Annotated in this window: 15 protein-coding genes and 1 riboswitch; of the genes, 5 read left to right on the top strand and 10 right to left on the bottom strand. The window is 63.6% G+C overall.

Annotated elements, in window-relative coordinates:
* Positions 1–19 precede the first annotated feature (19 nt).
* Both ACG873_RS29710 and ACG873_RS29705 read left to right on the top strand, forming a co-directional pair.
* Complete coding sequence (locus ACG873_RS29710) at positions 20–1,534, top strand: FGGY-family carbohydrate kinase (RefSeq protein WP_394889418.1); 1,515 nt, start codon at positions 20–22, stop codon at positions 1,532–1,534.
* Positions 1,531–3,177: a GMC family oxidoreductase gene (locus ACG873_RS29705; protein WP_394889417.1), complete on the top strand. Its 1,647-nt coding sequence runs from the start codon at positions 1,531–1,533 to the stop codon at positions 3,175–3,177. The genes ACG873_RS29710 and ACG873_RS29705 overlap by 4 nt, the downstream gene beginning before the upstream one ends.
* Before the next feature lie 137 nt (positions 3,178–3,314).
* Here the strand turns inward: ACG873_RS29705 and ACG873_RS29700 are convergent, their stop codons facing one another.
* Genes ACG873_RS29700 through ACG873_RS29665 form a run of 8 tightly spaced genes read right to left on the bottom strand, consistent with a single transcriptional unit; the run spans position 3,315 to position 10,290 of the window.
* Complete coding sequence (locus tag ACG873_RS29700) at positions 3,315–4,199, bottom strand: amidohydrolase family protein (RefSeq protein ID WP_394889416.1); 885 nt, start codon at positions 4,197–4,199, stop codon at positions 3,315–3,317.
* Positions 4,196–5,377: a vWA domain-containing protein gene (locus ACG873_RS29695; RefSeq protein WP_394889415.1), complete on the bottom strand. Its 1,182-nt coding sequence runs from the start codon at positions 5,375–5,377 to the stop codon at positions 4,196–4,198. Before ACG873_RS29695 ends, ACG873_RS29700 begins: the two co-directional genes overlap by 4 nt.
* Positions 5,374–6,228 carry an AAA family ATPase gene (locus tag ACG873_RS29690; RefSeq protein WP_394889414.1) on the bottom strand — a complete coding sequence of 285 codons (855 nt, stop codon included), beginning with the start codon at positions 6,226–6,228 and terminating at the stop codon, positions 5,374–5,376. The genes ACG873_RS29695 and ACG873_RS29690 overlap by 4 nt, the downstream gene beginning before the upstream one ends.
* A gap of 12 nt (positions 6,229–6,240) precedes the next feature.
* Positions 6,241–6,549 (bottom strand): EthD family reductase, encoded by a 309-nt coding sequence (locus tag ACG873_RS29685; RefSeq protein WP_165028342.1) that lies wholly within the window; start codon positions 6,547–6,549, stop codon positions 6,241–6,243.
* Positions 6,550–6,569: 20 nt separating this feature from the next.
* Complete coding sequence (locus tag ACG873_RS29680; RefSeq protein ID WP_394889413.1) at positions 6,570–7,580, bottom strand: xanthine dehydrogenase family protein molybdopterin-binding subunit; 1,011 nt, start codon at positions 7,578–7,580, stop codon at positions 6,570–6,572.
* Complete coding sequence (locus ACG873_RS29675; protein ID WP_394889411.1) at positions 7,567–8,943, bottom strand: xanthine dehydrogenase family protein molybdopterin-binding subunit; 1,377 nt, start codon at positions 8,941–8,943, stop codon at positions 7,567–7,569. The genes ACG873_RS29680 and ACG873_RS29675 overlap by 14 nt, the downstream gene beginning before the upstream one ends.
* Before the next feature lie 9 nt (positions 8,944–8,952).
* Complete coding sequence (locus ACG873_RS29670) at positions 8,953–9,447, bottom strand: (2Fe-2S)-binding protein (protein ID WP_394889409.1); 495 nt, start codon at positions 9,445–9,447, stop codon at positions 8,953–8,955.
* Positions 9,448–9,480: 33 nt separating this feature from the next.
* Positions 9,481–10,290 (bottom strand): FAD binding domain-containing protein, encoded by an 810-nt coding sequence (locus ACG873_RS29665; RefSeq protein ID WP_394889408.1) that lies wholly within the window; start codon positions 10,288–10,290, stop codon positions 9,481–9,483.
* A 160-nt stretch (positions 10,291–10,450) separates the two neighbouring features.
* Here ACG873_RS29665 and ACG873_RS29660 point away from each other — a divergent pair, with 160 nt between their 5' ends.
* The gene (locus ACG873_RS29660) at positions 10,451–11,146 is read left to right on the top strand and encodes a GntR family transcriptional regulator (RefSeq protein WP_394889406.1); all 696 of its coding nucleotides are present in this window, start codon (positions 10,451–10,453) and stop codon (positions 11,144–11,146) included.
* A 6-nt stretch (positions 11,147–11,152) separates the two neighbouring features.
* On the opposite strand, the gene ACG873_RS29655 is transcribed toward ACG873_RS29660, so the two are convergent.
* Positions 11,153–12,256 carry a 2'-deoxycytidine 5'-triphosphate deaminase gene (locus tag ACG873_RS29655; RefSeq protein WP_394889405.1) on the bottom strand — a complete coding sequence of 368 codons (1,104 nt, stop codon included), beginning with the start codon at positions 12,254–12,256 and terminating at the stop codon, positions 11,153–11,155.
* Positions 12,257–12,329: 73 nt separating this feature from the next.
* Positions 12,330–12,407: riboswitch (SAM riboswitch) on the top strand.
* Between the two features lie 58 nt (positions 12,408–12,465).
* Here ACG873_RS29655 and ACG873_RS29650 point away from each other — a divergent pair.
* Positions 12,466–13,659 (top strand): O-succinylhomoserine sulfhydrylase, encoded by a 1,194-nt coding sequence (locus tag ACG873_RS29650; RefSeq protein ID WP_394889404.1) that lies wholly within the window; start codon positions 12,466–12,468, stop codon positions 13,657–13,659.
* 965 nt (positions 13,660–14,624) lie between these two features.
* Here the strand turns inward: ACG873_RS29650 and ACG873_RS29645 are convergent.
* Complete coding sequence (locus ACG873_RS29645) at positions 14,625–14,948, bottom strand: MmcQ/YjbR family DNA-binding protein (RefSeq protein ID WP_394889403.1); 324 nt, start codon at positions 14,946–14,948, stop codon at positions 14,625–14,627.
* A 163-nt stretch (positions 14,949–15,111) separates the two neighbouring features.
* Here ACG873_RS29645 and ACG873_RS29640 point away from each other — a divergent pair, with 163 nt between their 5' ends.
* Complete coding sequence (locus ACG873_RS29640; RefSeq protein WP_394889402.1) at positions 15,112–16,551, top strand: hypothetical protein; 1,440 nt, start codon at positions 15,112–15,114, stop codon at positions 16,549–16,551.
* The last annotated feature ends 25 nt before the right edge of the window (positions 16,552–16,576 follow it).

Here is a 16,576-nt window from a genome sequence, read left to right as displayed (position 1 = left end):
CGGTTTGGGAGGAGCTTCAATGCAAAAATATATTCTGGGTCTTGATGCGGGAAACACGGTCATCAAGGCCATCATCTTCGACACTGCCGGCCGCGAGCTCGCGCTCGCAGCGAGGGATGGACGCTCCTGCATGCCCAAGCCCGGCCATGTCGAGCGCGACCTCGGCGAGTTATGGCGCAACGCTGTCGAGGTGATCCGCCAGTGCCTCGACCAGTCGAGCATAGACCCCCGCGATATCGCGGTTATCGGCTGTGCCGGCCATGGAAACGGCCTCTATGCGCTTGATCGCGGCGGCGACCCGCTGCTTGGCATCCAGTCGCTCGACACGCGCGCGGTCGACATCGTCGGCGACTGGGCCGCCGCAGGCGTTGGCGATCGGACCTATGTCCATTGCCTGCAGCGGCCATGGGCGGCGCAGACGCCGACACTGCTCGCCTGGCTCAAACGCCATAATCCGGCACTCTTTGCTAGGATAGGCACGGTCTTCCTATGCAAGGATTTTGTCGTCAACCGGCTCACCGGTGCGCGCTCGACCGAGACCTCGGATATGTCGGGCTGCGGGCTGCTGCATATGCCTGGCCGACGCTACGAGCGTGAATTGTTGGCCGCCTATGGACTCGAAGATTGTATGGAACTGATGCCCAACGTGCTGGAAGCGGCCGACATCGCCGGCCACATCACCCGCGATGTCGCCTCCGCCACCGGGCTTCTGGCCGGCACACCTGTCGTGGCGGGTCTGTTCGACGTCGTCGCCAGCGCCATCGGTTCGGGTGTCACCAGCACCGGCGCCGCCTCAATCATTGCCGGCACCTGGAGCATCAATCAGGTGATCACCGACGAACCTATCCGCGATCCATCCATCTTCATGCTGTCGACCTTCGATCCGACGCGCTATCTCGCCATCGAATCGAGCGCGACGTCGGCCGCAAATCTCGAGTGGATCGTCCGTGAATTCTTCGAGCATGCGACGCCGGCAGGTGTATCGCCGTTCGAGATGTGCAGCGAACTTGTTGCTTTGATCGATCCCGCTGGAGACGTGCCGATCTATCATCCGTTCCTTTACGGATCGCAGCAGAACGGCAAGGCGCGCGCCGGGTTTTATGGCATTGCCGGCTGGCATACGCGGGCGCACATGCTGCGGGCATTGTTCGAGGGCGTCGTCTTCGAACATCGGCGCCATGTCGAGACACTGCGTCGAGCGGGAGCGACGGTCAGCCAGGTGGTCCTTTCAGGTGGAGGTTCGCGCAGCGCCGTGTGGCCACAGATCTTCGCGGATGTGCTGGATGTGCCGGTAACCGTAGCGCGCAGCCGCGAAACCGGTGCATTGGGCGCTGCGATCGCGGCCGGAACGGGCGTCGGTCTCTTTACCGACTTCTCCGCTGGCGCAGCGGCTATGACCGCGCCCGACCGGCACTATCTGCCCAATCGCGAGATTGCGCCGGCCTATGAGCAGCGCTATCGACTGTATGGCGAGATCAACGGGGCCATGGGTCCGCTATGGGACAGGATAGCCAGCGAACGGGCGCCCAATTGACACAGATCGCTGCCGATTTTGGCCAATACGACTTCATCATCGTCGGAGCAGGGTCAGCCGGCTGCGTGCTTGCCAACCGGCTGTCGGCCGATTCCCGCAACCGAGTGCTGCTGCTCGAAGCCGGTGGGAGCGATCGCTACCACTGGGTCAGCATCCCAATCGGTTATCTCTACTGCATGGGCAATCCGCGAACAGACTGGCTGATGAAGACCGAGCCGGAGGCCGGGTTGAATGGCCGCGCGCTCAACTATCCGCGCGGTAAGCTTCTGGGCGGCTGTTCGTCGATCAACGGCATGATCTACATGCGCGGCCAGGCGGCCGATTATGACGGCTGGCGACAAGCGGGAAATCTCGGCTGGGGCTGGGACGACGTGCTGCCCTACTTCCGCAAGTCCGAGGACCATTTTGGCGGCGCAAACGATCTTCACGGCGCTGGTGGCGAATGGCGCGTGGAGCGCCAGCGCCTGTCCTGGCCCATCCTCGACGCTTTCCGCGATGCCGCCGAGGAACTCGGCATTCCTCGCACCGAGGATTTCAACCGCGGCACCAATGAGGGGTCGGGCTATTTCGAAGTCAACCAGAAGAAGGGCGTGCGCTGGAACACGTCCAAGGCGTTCCTGCGCAACGTGCTCGGCCGGCCGAATTTGCGCGTAGTCACCGGCGCCGAGACCGAGCGCCTCGACTTCGATGGGGCTTGCGTAACCGGCGTTCTCTTCCGCATGGGCGGCCAATTGCATCGGGCGCGAGCAAGCGAGACGATACTCGCGGCGGGTGCGATCAATTCGCCGAAACTGCTCGAGCTTTCCGGCGTTGGCCACCCGGATGTGCTTGGCGCCGTGGGAATTCCGGTTCGCCACGCACTGCATGGCGTCGGCGAGAACTTGCAGGATCATCTGCAGATCCGCACCATCTTCAAGGTCGCCAATGCCTCGACGCTTAACCAGCGCTACCATAATCTGTTCAGCCGAGCGGCGATGGGCCTGGAATATGCATTCCGCCGCACCGGGCCGCTGTCCATGGCGCCGAGCCAACTCGGCATCTTTGCCAGAAGCGACCCGCGCCTGGAGACACCAGACATTGAATACCACGTTCAGCCGCTGAGCACCGACCGGCTAGGCGAGCCGCTGCATCGCTTCCCGGCGGTCACCGTTTCGGTGTGCAATCTCCGGCCGGAAAGTCGAGGCACTGTCCACATGGCCGCATCCGATCCGCAGACCGCACCCAAGATCCGGCCAAATTATCTTTCGACAGAGGGCGACAGGGGCGTAGCAGTAGCCTCGCTTCGCCATGTCCGCCGCCTGATGAAAACGCGCGCGGTTTCCCGTTTTTCGCCGGAGGAGATGCTGCCTGGTGCACAATATGAGAGCGACGAGGATCTAGTCCGCAAAGCCGGGGACATCGGCACGACCATTTTCCACCCAGTAGGCACTTGCAAGATGGGTTCCGATTCCACGGCGGTGGTCGACAGCCGGCTACGGGTGAGCGGCCTCGCCGGCCTGCGGATCGTAGACGCTTCGATCATGCCGACAATCGTTTCAGGAAATACCAACTCTCCAGTGGTGATGATTGCGGAGAAAGCGTCGGACATGATTTTGCTCGACGCAAAATCACCAGAAAAATTCTCGATGGCAGCTTCGACCTGAACTATACAGCCTGAAATATACGGCGAGCCGATGTCGCTTATGCGGCCAATCGTGCTCCTAGCTAGGATTCCCAAGCTGAACGCGCGGGTTCGATTCCCGCTACCCGCTCCAGCCCAGCCGTCGTTCCAGGCTAGAGATCAGAGCCGGTAAATCCTGATGGCAGTGTCGCGCAGGACCGTTCTCTGCACCTCATCCGGATACGGCGCCAGCGCGGCGCGATGCGCCGCGACAAGATCGGCATAGCTCGTCCACAGCTTTTCGATCGGAAAATTGCTTCCGAACAGGCAGCGTTCGGGCCCGAAAATGGCGATTGTTTCGGCAACGACATCGGCGACGTGAGCCGCGTCGTTGCGATGGATGAAGGTTCCCAGCCCCGACAATTTGCTGACGATATTTTCCTCGCCGGCCAGCCGTCTCATGCCTTCGCGCCATGCCTCCCGCCCGGCCGGCGACAGGTCCTCCAGCATGCCTGCATGCTGGAGGACGAAAACGATATCGCGATTGTCGGCCGCCAGCCTTGCCGCATCGGCCATCTGCGAAGTGAATACTTGCAGGTCGAACGACCAGCCATGCTCGGCGAGGAAGCGGATATTTTTCCGCAATCGCGCGTCGTTCATCAGGTCCGGCGAGGTAGCGAAGCGGTACATCTCGTTTTCGTGCCAGTGAAGCTGCATGCGGATGCCGCGCATCAGCGGGTGGATTGACTGGTGCCTCATGGTTTCGGGCGCGTCGTCCGAGAGAAGGTCGGCATAGCCGACGATGCCATGCGGCCAGCCATGTCGATCGGCAATGCCTTGTACCCAGGCGACTTCCTCGACCGCTTGCGCCTTCGCCCAGTTCGTCTGCACGTAAACCGATTTTTCGATATCCGATCCGGCGATGTCTGCCAGGAATTCTTCTATCGGATAATCCCGGCGGATGGGCTCGTAGGGACCGAAAATGCGCGGCATCATCGGCCCCTGCAGCCAGGGCAGGTCGGCCTGCCGCCAGACATGGTGGTGTGCGTCGACGATACCGATCATGCCGCAATCTCCGCGATGGAAAACCGCCGCGCCGCCTGGCCGCGCGGCCCGTGTTCGGCTGCGTCCAGTCGGAAGATCAGCCGGTCCAGCGCGCCGAGACTGCCTGCATCGCAGAGGTCGTCCAGATGCGGCAGCGCGCCGGCCATGGCGCGCGTAAGCGGCTGGTAGCGCGGATCGGCGGCCAATGGCGTCGCCCAGACGAGACGATGGCTGAGCCGCGCCATCCGTTCGACCGCGTGGACCATCTCCGCCGGGTCGCCGCGTTCGAGCCCGTCGGACAGGATCACCGTCACGGCGCCCCGGACCAGCGCTGCATAGCGCGACACCGACAGGAATTCATCGAGCGACGAGCCGATGCGGGTTCCCCCATCGAAATCGAACACGATGCTGGCCAGCCGGGCGAGCGCCTCTTCCGGATCGCGATGCCTGAGCATGGCCGTGACCCGGCTGAGGCTGGTGCCGAAACAGAAACACTCTACCCGGCGGCGCTCGCGTATCAGCAGGTGCGCGAAACGCAGATAGGCTTCCGACTGCGCCTTCATCGAACCCGAGACGTCGATCAGGAGCAGCAGCTTGCGCGGGCGTTCCGGCCGCGACATCCGCGTCATGCGCAGCGTCTCGCCGAACGTGGCGCGCGCTGCCCTGCAGGTCCGGGCAAGATCGATCCGCGGACCGCGCGGCGACGGCGTCCAGTTCCGGCTTTGCATATGCGGCAGGCGGGCGACCTTGCGCCTTATGCGCGCCAGCGTTTCGGCATCGGCATCGCTCACGCGTCCGAAATTCTTGCGTCCGCGCACAAGATCATCGGTCGCGGCCTTGCCGGCGGCGTCACCTTCCAGCGGATCAGTGCGAGATTGGTCGCCGCGCGGGGAGGACGGTTTCGGTGCTTCGTCCTCTTCGTCCGGCGCGGCCGCAATCATGGGCGATTGGCCGAACCAGGCCTCGAACACAGCATCGTAGATCGGGAAATCCGCCGGCGAACCGGTGAGGGTGACGCGGCCGATTCGGGCAAGGTCGGATATACGGCGCAGGGGAGCTATGCGCGCCGCCTGGAGAAAGCAAACCGCCCGGCCAGGATCGATCGCCAGGCCGGCCTCGCGCAGCGCCCCCGGAAAGCCCGCGAGCAGTTCGGCAGCGATGAGCGCCGGTCGGGATCGCGCGGCGGCGGGCGCTTTCACAGCACGCCCGCCTTCTGGATAGCGGCGAAATCCTCCTGATCCTTGACCAGCAGGCCGAGCGACCGCTGCAATGCTTCGGGCCAGGCGGCGCCGTCGCGGTGGAGTACTTCCGCCGCGCGCGCCCAGTCGATGCTTTCCGAGATGCCGGGCCGCTTGATCAGCGGCAGCCGCCTGATGCCCGCCACAGCGTCGACCAGTATTTCCGCCGCCTCCGCGGCGACGCCCGGCGCGTGGCGCTCGATGATCGCGCGCTCGCGCGCCCGCTCGGGATAATCGATCCAGTGATAGAGGCACCGCCGGCGCAGCGCATCGTGCAGTTCCCGCGTCCGGTTGGAGGTCAGTATCGCCACCACCGGCTGGGCGGCCCGCACGGTCCCGATCTCGGGGATGGAAATCTGGAAGTCGGACAGGAATTCGAGCAGGAAGGCTTCGAAGGCATCGTCGGCCCGGTCGATTTCGTCGATCAGAAGCACCGTCGTCGAGGCATTGCGCAGCGCCTTCAGCAGCGGCATTTCGATCAGGAACTTTTCCGCGTAGAGATCGGATGTCTCGACCTTGCCGGAGCGCTCCGCGACCCGAACATGCAGCAATTGCCGGGCATGGTCCCAGTCGTAGAGCGCCTTGGTCGAATCGATGCCCTCATAACATTGCAGCCGGAGGCATTCGCGGCCGAGAATGACGGCGAGCGTCTTGGCCACCTCGGTCTTGCCGACGCCGGGCATGCCTTCGAGAAGCAGCGGTTTGCCGAGTTCAAGCGCGAGATAGAGCGCCGTCACCAGCGTTTCGTCGGCAAGATAGCCGGCGGCGGCAAGCTCGGCGTCGAGTTGGTCCTGGGTCAGGGGCGAGGGCAAGCCTTTGATCCGCTAGAACTGCTGCTTCTCGTCGCACACCATCCGGAAGCGGTTGGAGCAGTGGGCGGCGGCGTCGCCGCCGGCAGCCTTGCCCGCTTCCGTGCCGAACGCCGCGGCCATGGCGGCTTCGTCGTCGAAGTACATTTCGGACACGCCATCGAACGGCGCGTCAGCATTCTCGGCGCGCAGCACATTGGAGGTGTATTTCCTCAGACCCGGCAGATTGCGCGCAAACGCGACGTGGTCCTCGAGGATCCATTTCCTGAAATCCTCGAAGCTCATCCCGTCCTTGCGCTTCATCAGGGCCATTACCTTGATCATCTTTTTGTCCTTCGCTGGGTTCAATTTGTCCGGCCGCGCAGGACATCGAGCCCGCGCAATATCTTTTCCGGCGTGATCGGCATTGAGGTGACGCGCACGCCGCAGGCGTCGAAGATCGCGTTGGCGATCGCCGGTATCGGCGAATTGGCGGTCATCTCGCCGATGCCCTTGGCGCCGTAAGGCCCGTTCGAGGCCGGCCGCTCAATGATCACCGAGTTCATCTCGGCGAGATCGCCCGGTCCCGGCATCAGATATTCGGAGAAGTCGAGCGCTCCGTGCGAGCGGTCGGGGTAATAGGGTTCGGTGGTCTCGTAGAGCGCGTGGCTGATGCCCATCCACGCCCCGCCGACGATCTGCTGGTGCGCCAGCGCCGGGTTGACGGCGCGGCCGATCTCGTAGGCATTGGTCATTTTGAGGACGGCAACCTCGCCGGTTTCGTCGTCCACTTCGACCTCGGCGACTGTGCAGGCATGCGCCTGGCAGGAATCCGGGTCCATTTCGCCAGTCTCAGCAACAACTTCGCTCTTCGGCTTCAGGAAGATACCGCGTCCCGAAATGGTCTTGCCATGCTTGAAGTGGGCGGCAAGCGCGACATCAAGCACCGCGATGCCCTTGTCCGGCGCGCCGTTCACATGGATGCGGCCCTTGCCGTCGGTGACGAGGTCTCCCGCGTCGACCTCGAGCTCGGTGGCGGCGACATTGAGCATCACTTCACGGGCTTCCCGCGCGGCCATGATGACGGCGTTGCCGATGCGATGGGTGCCGCGCGAGGCGAAGGTGCCCATGCAATGCGGCCCCGTGTCGGTGTCGGCTGTGTCGACCATGACGGTGTCGTAGGGCACGCCCAGCGCCTCGGCGCAGATCTGCGCCGCGACCGTCTTGATGCCCTGGCCAAGATCGACGCTTGACAGGGTGATGACGAAGCTGCCCGTGGTGGTGGCGTGGACCAGCGCCTGGCTCGGATCGCCGCCGAGGTTCATGCCGGTCGGATAGTTCACCGCGGCCACACCGCGTCCCCTAAGCCTGGCCATGGCCCACCTCCCGCTTCAGCGACGACATCGATGCGAATTGCGGCGGAAGCGAATGCCCGGTCTGCTTCGCGGCGGCCTGGATCACCTCGACGAGTGCGGCCCCTTCCACCTTCTTGCGATGCGCCTTCATGTCGCCGTCGCGATAGGCGTTGATGAGCCGAAGTTGCATCGGGTCCATGCCGAGGAAGCGGGCGACCTGATCCATCTGCGATTCCAGCGCGAAGTCGCCGATCGTGACGCCGAAGCCGCGCATGGCGGATGACGGCGTGCGGTTGGTGTAGACGCAATAGGCGTCGACATGGACGTTCGGGATCGTGTACGGCCCCGGCATATGGGCGGCGGCCTTGGTAGTGCCGTAGGTCGAATGGCGGCAATAGGCGCCGGCGTCGACATAGAGCGTGACCTTGCGGGCAACGATGCGCCCATCCTTCATCACGCCATCCTTGATGTAGATGCGCTCGGCGGCGCGCGGCGACGACACCTGCATCTCCTCAGCGCGGCTGTAGGCATATTTGACCGGGCGGTTGGTGAGCATCGCGCCCAGCGCCGCGATCGGCTCGACCATGACATCGACCTTGCCGCCGAAGCCGCCGCCGACGGTTCCGCCGACCAGCCTGAGCTTGTTGAACGGCACGCCGAGGATCAGCGCCATATTGTCCAGCGTGAAATAGAGCGCCTGCGTGTTCGAATAGACGGTGACACGGCCATTGCCTTCCGGCTTGGCGATGCATCCCGTCGTTTCGGTCGGCGCGTGCTCGATCGGCGAGGATTCGTAGCGGTGCTCGATGATGTGGTCGGCCCCGGCGAACGCCTTTTCGACATCGCCGAAGCGGATGCGGCGGCAATTGTGGCCTTCATAGACGAAATGGTTCGTGCCCTGTTTCTTGAAGGGCGTCGAGATCATCGCCTCCTCGACATCGAACACCGCCGGCAGGTCTTCGTAGTCGACCACCACCCTGCGCGCGCCTTCGAGCGCGGCCTGCGGCGTCTCGGCCAGCACGGCGCAGATCTGCTCGCCCATGAACAGCACACGGTCTTCCGGCAGCACCGGCTCGTCGTCCGGTTCGACGCCGATCAGCTTCAGGATCGTGTACCAGTTGTTCGGCACGTCCTTGTAGGTCAGCACGCGCATCACGCCCGGCACTTGCATTGCCGGCTCGGTATCGAGCTTCTTTATCAATGCGTGATGGCGCGTCGAGCGCACCATCTTCAGGTGCAGCATGCCGGGAAAGCTGACATCCTCGTAGAATTGGGTCCGGCCGGTGACGTGGCTGCGCGCGTCTGCCCGCTGAACGCTGGTTCCGACCACGTCGAGTTTGGCTTCGCGCTCGGCTGAAAAGAAACTGGTGTCGATCTTTTCCACGGTACTTCCTCAGGCTGCCTGTGCGGAGCGGGCGGCGCCCACGCGTTTAGCTGCGTCGAGAACGGCGTCGATGATCGCCTCGTAGCCGGTGCAGCGGCAGATATTGCCGGAGATGGCGCGGACGGCGTCTTCCCGCGTCGGATCGGGATTTTTAGCCAGCAGGCCGGCGGTGGCCATGATCATGCCTGAGGTGCAGAAGCCGCATTGGGTGGCGAAGCCTTCCAGGAACGCCTCCTGGATCGGGTGCAGTCCCTGTGGCGGGGTCAGCCCCTCGATCGTGTCGACCCGCGCCTCGTCGATGGTCTCGACCGGAACCATGCAGGACATCACCGTCCTGCCGTCGAGCAGCACCGTGCAAGCGCCGCAGGCGCCCTGGTCGCAGCCGCGGCGCGTGCCGGTGAGTCCTTGGTTTTCGCGCAACGCTTCAAGCAGCGTGGTTCCCGGCGCCACCAGCATCTGCCGCTCCGCGCCGTTGACGGTCAGCGATACGACTGCGTGCTTCATGGCTCCCTCCTGGTGGCTCTGTTTCGGTTGCAGCTATTCGCCGATCAGCGCGCGCCTGATGTGAACCGGCGTTACGCGCCTGCGGTACCAGGCGCTGGCATAGGCGTCGTCGAAGGGCTCGATGTCGCTGCCGGCCGCCTCGGCCGCAGTCATGACGCTCGCCCGGTCGAAGATCTGCCCGAGCAGCTTTTCCTCTACCGACTTGGCCCGGAGCGGATGCCTGGCGACGCCGCCGAGCGCGACGCGGCATTCGGCAACCTTGCCGTCTTCGAGCCCGATCACGGCGGCGACGGTCACGATGGCGGCGGAATTGAAGGCGCGGCGGGTAGCCTTGGTAAATTTGAAGGTCCCCGGGGCAGGCAGCGTGAAGGAAATCTTGGTTACGATTTCGCCTTTCGCGACGCCACGCCGGACAATGCTTTCGACAGGCTCGAAGCGCGCCGCGCCGCCGTCCGCGACGGCGGCGGTGGCGCCGAGCGCGATGAGGCAGACGGCAAGATCGCCATAGGGCTGCTCGACGAAAAGGTTGCCGCCGACGGTGGCCATGTTGCGGATGGTCGGGGATGCGATCGTGTCGATCGCCGGCCCCAGGAAGGCGAGTTCCGGCCTTTCCTGCAATTCGCTAAGTGAGGTGGCAGCGCCGACAGAGACCTTGCCGTCGCTGATAAAAATTCCGGAGAGACCCGCGTTGCGGAGGCTTACCAGCGTGTCGAAGCTGTCCGTGCCGTAATTCAGCACCGGCATGACCACCGTGCCACCGGCCATCAGCGCCGCACCGGGATGCCTGGCCAGCGCCTCCTGCGCGAGGGGAAGCGAACCCGGCACGATTACCGCCTGCAACATCGGATGTCCTCCCAGACGACGATGGGCTTTTCAGCCTCTTGATTATCTATTATCGATAAATGAGAATTGTTTTGTCAACCGCGGCGGCGAAAAATAAGATGCTGCATTGCGGCAAGCGGCGAATCGGCAACCTTTGAAGGCGGAACGGCGGGCGGCGGGCATGAACCAACTGCGCAAGATCGGATCAGACGTCGCGGCCGACCGGCATGAGGCGGCGTTCGTCAACATACCTTTGCGCCAGCGGCTCAAGGAGGCGCTGCTGCGCCGCATACTGGGCGGCCATTACCATCCCGGCGAGCGCCTGGTCGAACTGCGCATTGCGGAGGAATTCGGGACCAGCCAGGGGCCGGTGCGCGAGGCGCTGCGGGAGCTCGAGGCGACCGGGCTCGTCACCAACCTGCCGCGGCGCGGCACCTATGTCGCCGAGGTGATGGGCGACGGCCTGCGCGAAATCTATGCGGTGCGCGGCGCGCTCGAGGAGCAGGCGACCCGGACCGCGACAGCGAAGCGGAGCTGCGACCTGGCGCTGTTGCAGCGCGAGGTCGACATGATGCATGCGGCCGCGCTCGCGACCGATACGCATGGCGTGGTCGAGCATTCGGTGAAGTTCCACCGCGCCATCATGCAGGCCGCCGGCAACCGACTGCTGCTCAATATCTGGCAGTCGCTGCAGATCGAGACGCGCACGACGATCACCATGCTGGTCGAAGGGCTCGACCTCGTCGAGATAGCCGACAGCCACCAGCCGATCGTAGACGCGATCGCCAGCGGCAACGCCGAGCGGGCGGCGTGCGTGGCGCGCGAGCATCAGGAATATTTCGAACGCCTGCCGGTGCCGACCCGCACCGGATCGTAGGCTGCTTCAGTCCGCCGGGCGGAAATGCTTCGACAGCTTCAGGCCCTGCGCCTGATAGTTGGAGCCGAGATCGGTCCCGTAGAGCGCTTTCGGCCGCGACAGCATGTGCTCGTAGACAAGGCGGCCGACGATCTGGCCGTGCTCGAGGATGAACGGCACTTCGTGGCTGCGCACCTCCAGCACCGCGCGGCTGCCGGTGCCGCCGGCGGCGGAATGGCCGAAGCCGGGATCGAAGAAACCGGCATAGTGGACGCGGAATTCGCCTACCAGCGGGTCGAACGGGGTCATTTCGGCGGCATAAAGCGGCGGCACGTGCACCGCCTCGCGCGACACCAGTATGTAGAACTCGTCGGGATCGAGGATGAGTTCGCCCGCGCCGCCGCGATTGTAGAGCGGCTCCCAGAAATCGTAGACGCCGTGGGCGGCGCGCTTGTCGACGTCGATCAGGCTGGTGTGGTGCTTGCCGCGATAGCCGATGAGGCCCTTGTCGTCGCCGCTCAAGTCGATCGACAGCGCTATGCCGCCGCCCGAAATGTTCGGCATTTCCGACGCGACCAGCGTCTCGCTCGCATGCAGCTTGTGAAGTTCTGCCTCGGACAACAGCGCATTGCCGATGCGGAAGCGGATCTGCGAGAGCCGCGACCCTGTCCGCGCGATGATCGGGAAGGTGCGCGGGCTGACCTCCAGATAGAGCGGGCCGGAATAGCCGGCCTGGATCTTGTCGAATTCCTGGCCGCGATCGGTCATGACGCGGGTGAAGATATCGAGCCGGCCGGTCGAACTTTTCGGATTGGCCGAGGCCGAGACGCCAGCCGGAAGGTTAAGGCTTTCCAGAAGCGGCACGATGTAGACGCAGCCGGTTTCAAGCACCGCGCCGTCGGTCAGGTCGATCTCGTGCAGCTTCAGGCGGTCGAGCTTTTCCGAAACGCGGTGGTTGGGGCCCGGCAGGAAGCTGGCGCGCACCCGCCAGGCTTTTTCGCCGAGCCGCAGGTCGAGGCTGGCCGGCTGGATCTGGTCCGCATCGAGCTTCTTGGCAGACGCCAGCGCGCCGGACTGAAACAGCCCCGCAATGTCCTGGTCCGGAAGAATGCCCGTCTGCCGCAAGTGCATCTGTTCCTTAAAAACGTCCGGCGAGGTTTAATGAAGCCGGCAATTGACGCAAGCCGGCCGCGGGTCTAATGGACATTTATCCCGTGGTGATTTGGCCGGTCGGCTTGCAGCCACGTTAAATAAATCGCTAAAGGACCGTCGGGCCGCGAGGCCATATGGACCGGTTGCGATTTTCGCCGCCGGTTTTTTTGTATTTTGGGGACAGCGCAATGACCATCGAAAAGAAGCGCAACTGGAAACCCGCGACCCAGCTCGTGCATTCGGGAACGATGCGTTCCGGCTTCGGCGAGACCTCCGAGGCGATCTACCTGACGCAGGGCTATGTCTACGACACGGCCGAGGCCGCCGAGGCCCGCTTCAAGGGCGAGGAGCCCGGTTTCATCTATTCGCGCTACGCCAACCCGACCGTCGACATGTTCGAAAAGCGCATGTGCGCGCTGGAAGGCGCCGAGGATGCGCGCGCCACCGCGTCCGGCATGGCGGCCGTGACGGCGGCCATCCTGTGCTCCCTCAAAGCCGGCGACCATATCGTGGCGGCGCGTGCGCTGTTCGGCTCTTGCCGGTGGGTGGTCGAGACGCTGGCGCCGAGATACGGCATCGAGACGACGCTGGTCGACGGCACGAAGATCGAAAACTGGGAGCGGGCGGTTCGCCCCAACACCAAGCTTTTCTTCCTCGAAAGCCCGACCAACCCGACGCTCGAAGTCATCGACATCGAGGCGGTGGCAAGGTTGGCGAATTCGATCGGCGGCCGGCTGGTGGTCGACAACGTGTTCGCCACACCGCTGCAGCAGAAGCCGCTCACGCTCGGCGCACATGTCGTCGTCTACTCCGCGACCAAGCACATCGACGGCCAGGGACGATGCCTCGGCGGGGTCATCCTGTCGGACAAGAAATGGATCGACGAGAATCTGCACGATTATTTCCGCCATACCGGCCCGAGCCTGTCGCCGTTCAACGCCTGGACGCTGCTCAAGGGGCTGGAAACGCTGCCCGTGCGCGTGCGCCAGCAGACGGAGAGCGCCGGCAAGATCGCCGACTTCCTGGCCGAGCGGCCGGAGGTGGCGCGTGTGATTTATCCGGGGCGCAGTGATCATCCGCAGGCCGATATCGTGAAGAAGCAGATGCTCGGCGGCTCTACGCTGATCTGCCTCGATTTGAAGGGCGGCAAGAAATCGGCCTTCGCCTTCCAGAACGCGCTGGACGTGGTGCTGATCTCCAACAATCTCGGCGATTCCAAGAGCCTGATCACCCATCCGGCGACCACCACGCACAAGAACCTCTCCGACGAGGCGCGCGCCGAACTCGGCATCGGGCCTGGGACGCTGCGCCTTTCGGTCGGACTGGAGGATGCCGGCGACCTGCTGGAGGACATCGAGCAGGCGCTGAAGATCGCGGGGTGAGATCGCCTTGACCGGCAGCGGGGTGTGTTGATTTCCCTTCTCTCCTTGTGGGAGAAGGTGGCCGACCCTGAGCTTGTCGAAGAGGAGGCCGGATGAGGGGTGCTGGACGGAGCGCCACCGCCGACGATTGTCTGCTCTTCGACATTGTTTGAGCTCCACCTTCTCCGCATCATTCCTTCCAACACCCCTCATCCGTCTTGGCGCTTCGCGCCAATCCACCTTCTCCCACAGGGGGAGAAGGGAGAGGCGCGTTTCATCATCGCCACGCCCGGTTTTCACCGTCTGGCCTCTGTCAAAGAACGCTCCCTTTGCAGGGAGGAGTCGGGAAGCGGGGCGCTTGGCCTTGCCTACCGAAATTGAATACGTGGCGCAGCTTCCGCGCCCCGCCGGTGTCTGTCGCCCCGGTCGACCGGTCACGCGCCCCGCTCCATGTTCTTTCCATGGACAATGACGCGCGGATGATCCGCCTTCCGTTCACGAAGCATTGACGCTTCGCTCGGAATGCCGGCCCGTCGGACGCCCTCAGGCCCGTGGGAACCGAATCCACGGGGAGAGGTCACCGCCGCCCTACCGATCCCCGGTCCGGAACCGGTTCCCGCAAGGGCGATGCCACGGATTATGCGGGTGGGGCGGGATGTGTGCACAAATGCAGGTGCGAAAATTCTTCTCGCCGGCTGTTATGCCATTGATCCGCAATGGATCTTTCTTCGATCGGGCTGGAAGGGGACATGGATTCTATCCACACATTGCATGGGCGGCGCTGCTGGAGCGCGGCTCGCCCCCTCCACCGCCTCCGGCGGTCCTTGCCGGCCGGGTCCCCGCTGCTGCGCAGCGTCCCGGCGTTCGCTGGCCTTCCATCGTGCCACCGGCACGACGGATTTGCCTTCGGCAAACCGGCTGCTCACCCCCGCTTCGCAGGGGAGAAACCTGATCCTCCCCGGTTTACGGGGATGGCGGAGGGGGCGTCAGCGACCGAGCCTCTTCGGTGCGACGGTTCTCCAGGCGAAGGACATAGCGTGGCGGACGGTTTCTTTGTCCGCCTGCCCGAGCATGACCTGAGTCCAGCCCTTGAAGCCCCATGAACCCTTGATCGGGACGAAAACGCCGCGCCCCGTCTCGACAAGAAGGTGCTGCTCGTCCGGGGAAAGCTTCAGCACCGCGCGGCCGTCGCTTTCGCGCAAAGTCGCGAAGATCTTCTTGCCTACGCGAAAATCGGCGATGTCGAAATGGCTGCCTTCGACCGCCCCCGGAAAGGTCAGCGCCAACGCCCGGAACTCTTCAGCCGTCATTGGGTCCCTCCGAATGTTCGCACTGCAATCGCTGTCGAACGCAACCTGACTTGAATACACTGACCGTGAAACAATTTGCAGTTGGTGTGGAGATTTCCTACCACTTCTGGAAAGGAATATGTTCCAAGTCGTCGAGGAGATCTCCGTGCGTCACTTGCTTCCAATGCTGTCGATCGCCGCTCTGAGTACGACAGCCTCGGCCCAGACCATCGACGGGCAAGGTGCTGCTCAACTCTCGCACTCCCTCGCGCAGTACGTAAGCCAAGCCGCTTTCGACAACGGCATCGTCAATGTCGTCGCCGACGGCGATGCCTATAGGATCGACATCGATTTCAATGCCCTCGGCACGCTTGTCCCTGCCGAGTCCCCCTTGAAATTCCACGTCGCGCCTTACGCGTTGCGTGTGAAACCACAAGCCGACGGAACGTGGCAGGTCAACGGCGACCTGTGGCCCGATGGATGGGTCGAAGCGGGCGAGAAGCCAGACCTGCAGCGAACGGAATGGAAGACGGCCGACGGAAGCATGACCGGCGTCTACGACCCTGAACTAGGTGCATTCTCCAGCGCTACCGGGTCGTACGCCGGCATCAAGCTGATGTCGAAGGACGCCGCCAGCGAGGGCGAAAACAGCTACGGCGCGGGCACCGTGGCCATGACCGCGACCCGATCCGCATATGGCGGGGTCGATTTCTCCTCCAGGCAGACGATGGCCGATTATTCCCAAACCAGCAACGTCATCCTGCCCGATAGCAACACCAATTTTTCCGTCGCGATGAAAGCCGCCTCGCTCTCGGTAGAGGGCGCCGGTACCGGGATGAAGACAAAGCCGTTCCTCGATCTGCTGGCCTTCGGAGTGGCCAATGCTGATCCAGAGAAAATGAAGGTCAATCAGGCGGAGATGAAGTCGCTAATGCTGGCGGCGCTACCCGGTTGGGAACATATGAGCGGAACTTATGCACTTGCCGACCTGTCGGTGACCAGCCCGGTTGGCATACTGCGTGCCGGAAAGGTGAACGCTTCGGTCGCCATGGATGGCATCCGCCAGAACGCAAAGCTGAGCTACGGCTTTCAACTCTCGAAGATGGAGGTCGCCTCGCTGTTCCTGCCCGCCTGGGCCTCAGTTCTTATCCCGACCGACGTGGACGTAAACTTCAGCGGCACGAACTTGAATCTGGACGCGCCGGCGAGGAAGGTAATCGACACTCTGGATCTCAATCGGGACCCTCCCATACCGGCCACCGTGACAGAGGAGATTGCCGCGGAATTCAAGGCCAATCCGCCGAAAATCGTGTTTGCGAAAAGCACAATCAGGAACGCGGATACCGAGATCGTCGCCGAGGGCGAAATGACGTTCGCCGAAGGTAAGCCCGTCATCAACATGACGTTTGACGCAACCGGCTATGACAGGGTTCTGGACGCGCTCCAGGCGACGTCGGATCCTCAGTCGGCTGAAATCCTGCCCATGGCGCGCCTGCTCAAAGGATACGCCAACACCATGCCGGGCGGGCACCTGTTGTGGAAAGTCAATTTGCACGCAGACGGATCCGTCAGCCTCAACAACGTCATGCTGAAAAAGGTCGATCCCGCGCCGGCGCCGCAATGAAATTGCGCCGGCCAAGGCCAGGCAA

Origin of the sequence: Allomesorhizobium aridi, from assembly GCF_043769475.1 — a bacterium.
In the GTDB taxonomy this organism is placed as follows: Bacteria; Pseudomonadota; Alphaproteobacteria; order Rhizobiales; family Rhizobiaceae; genus Allomesorhizobium.
The sequence above is the reverse complement of the archived record's forward strand: the minus strand, read 5'-3'. Positions and strand labels throughout refer to the sequence as shown.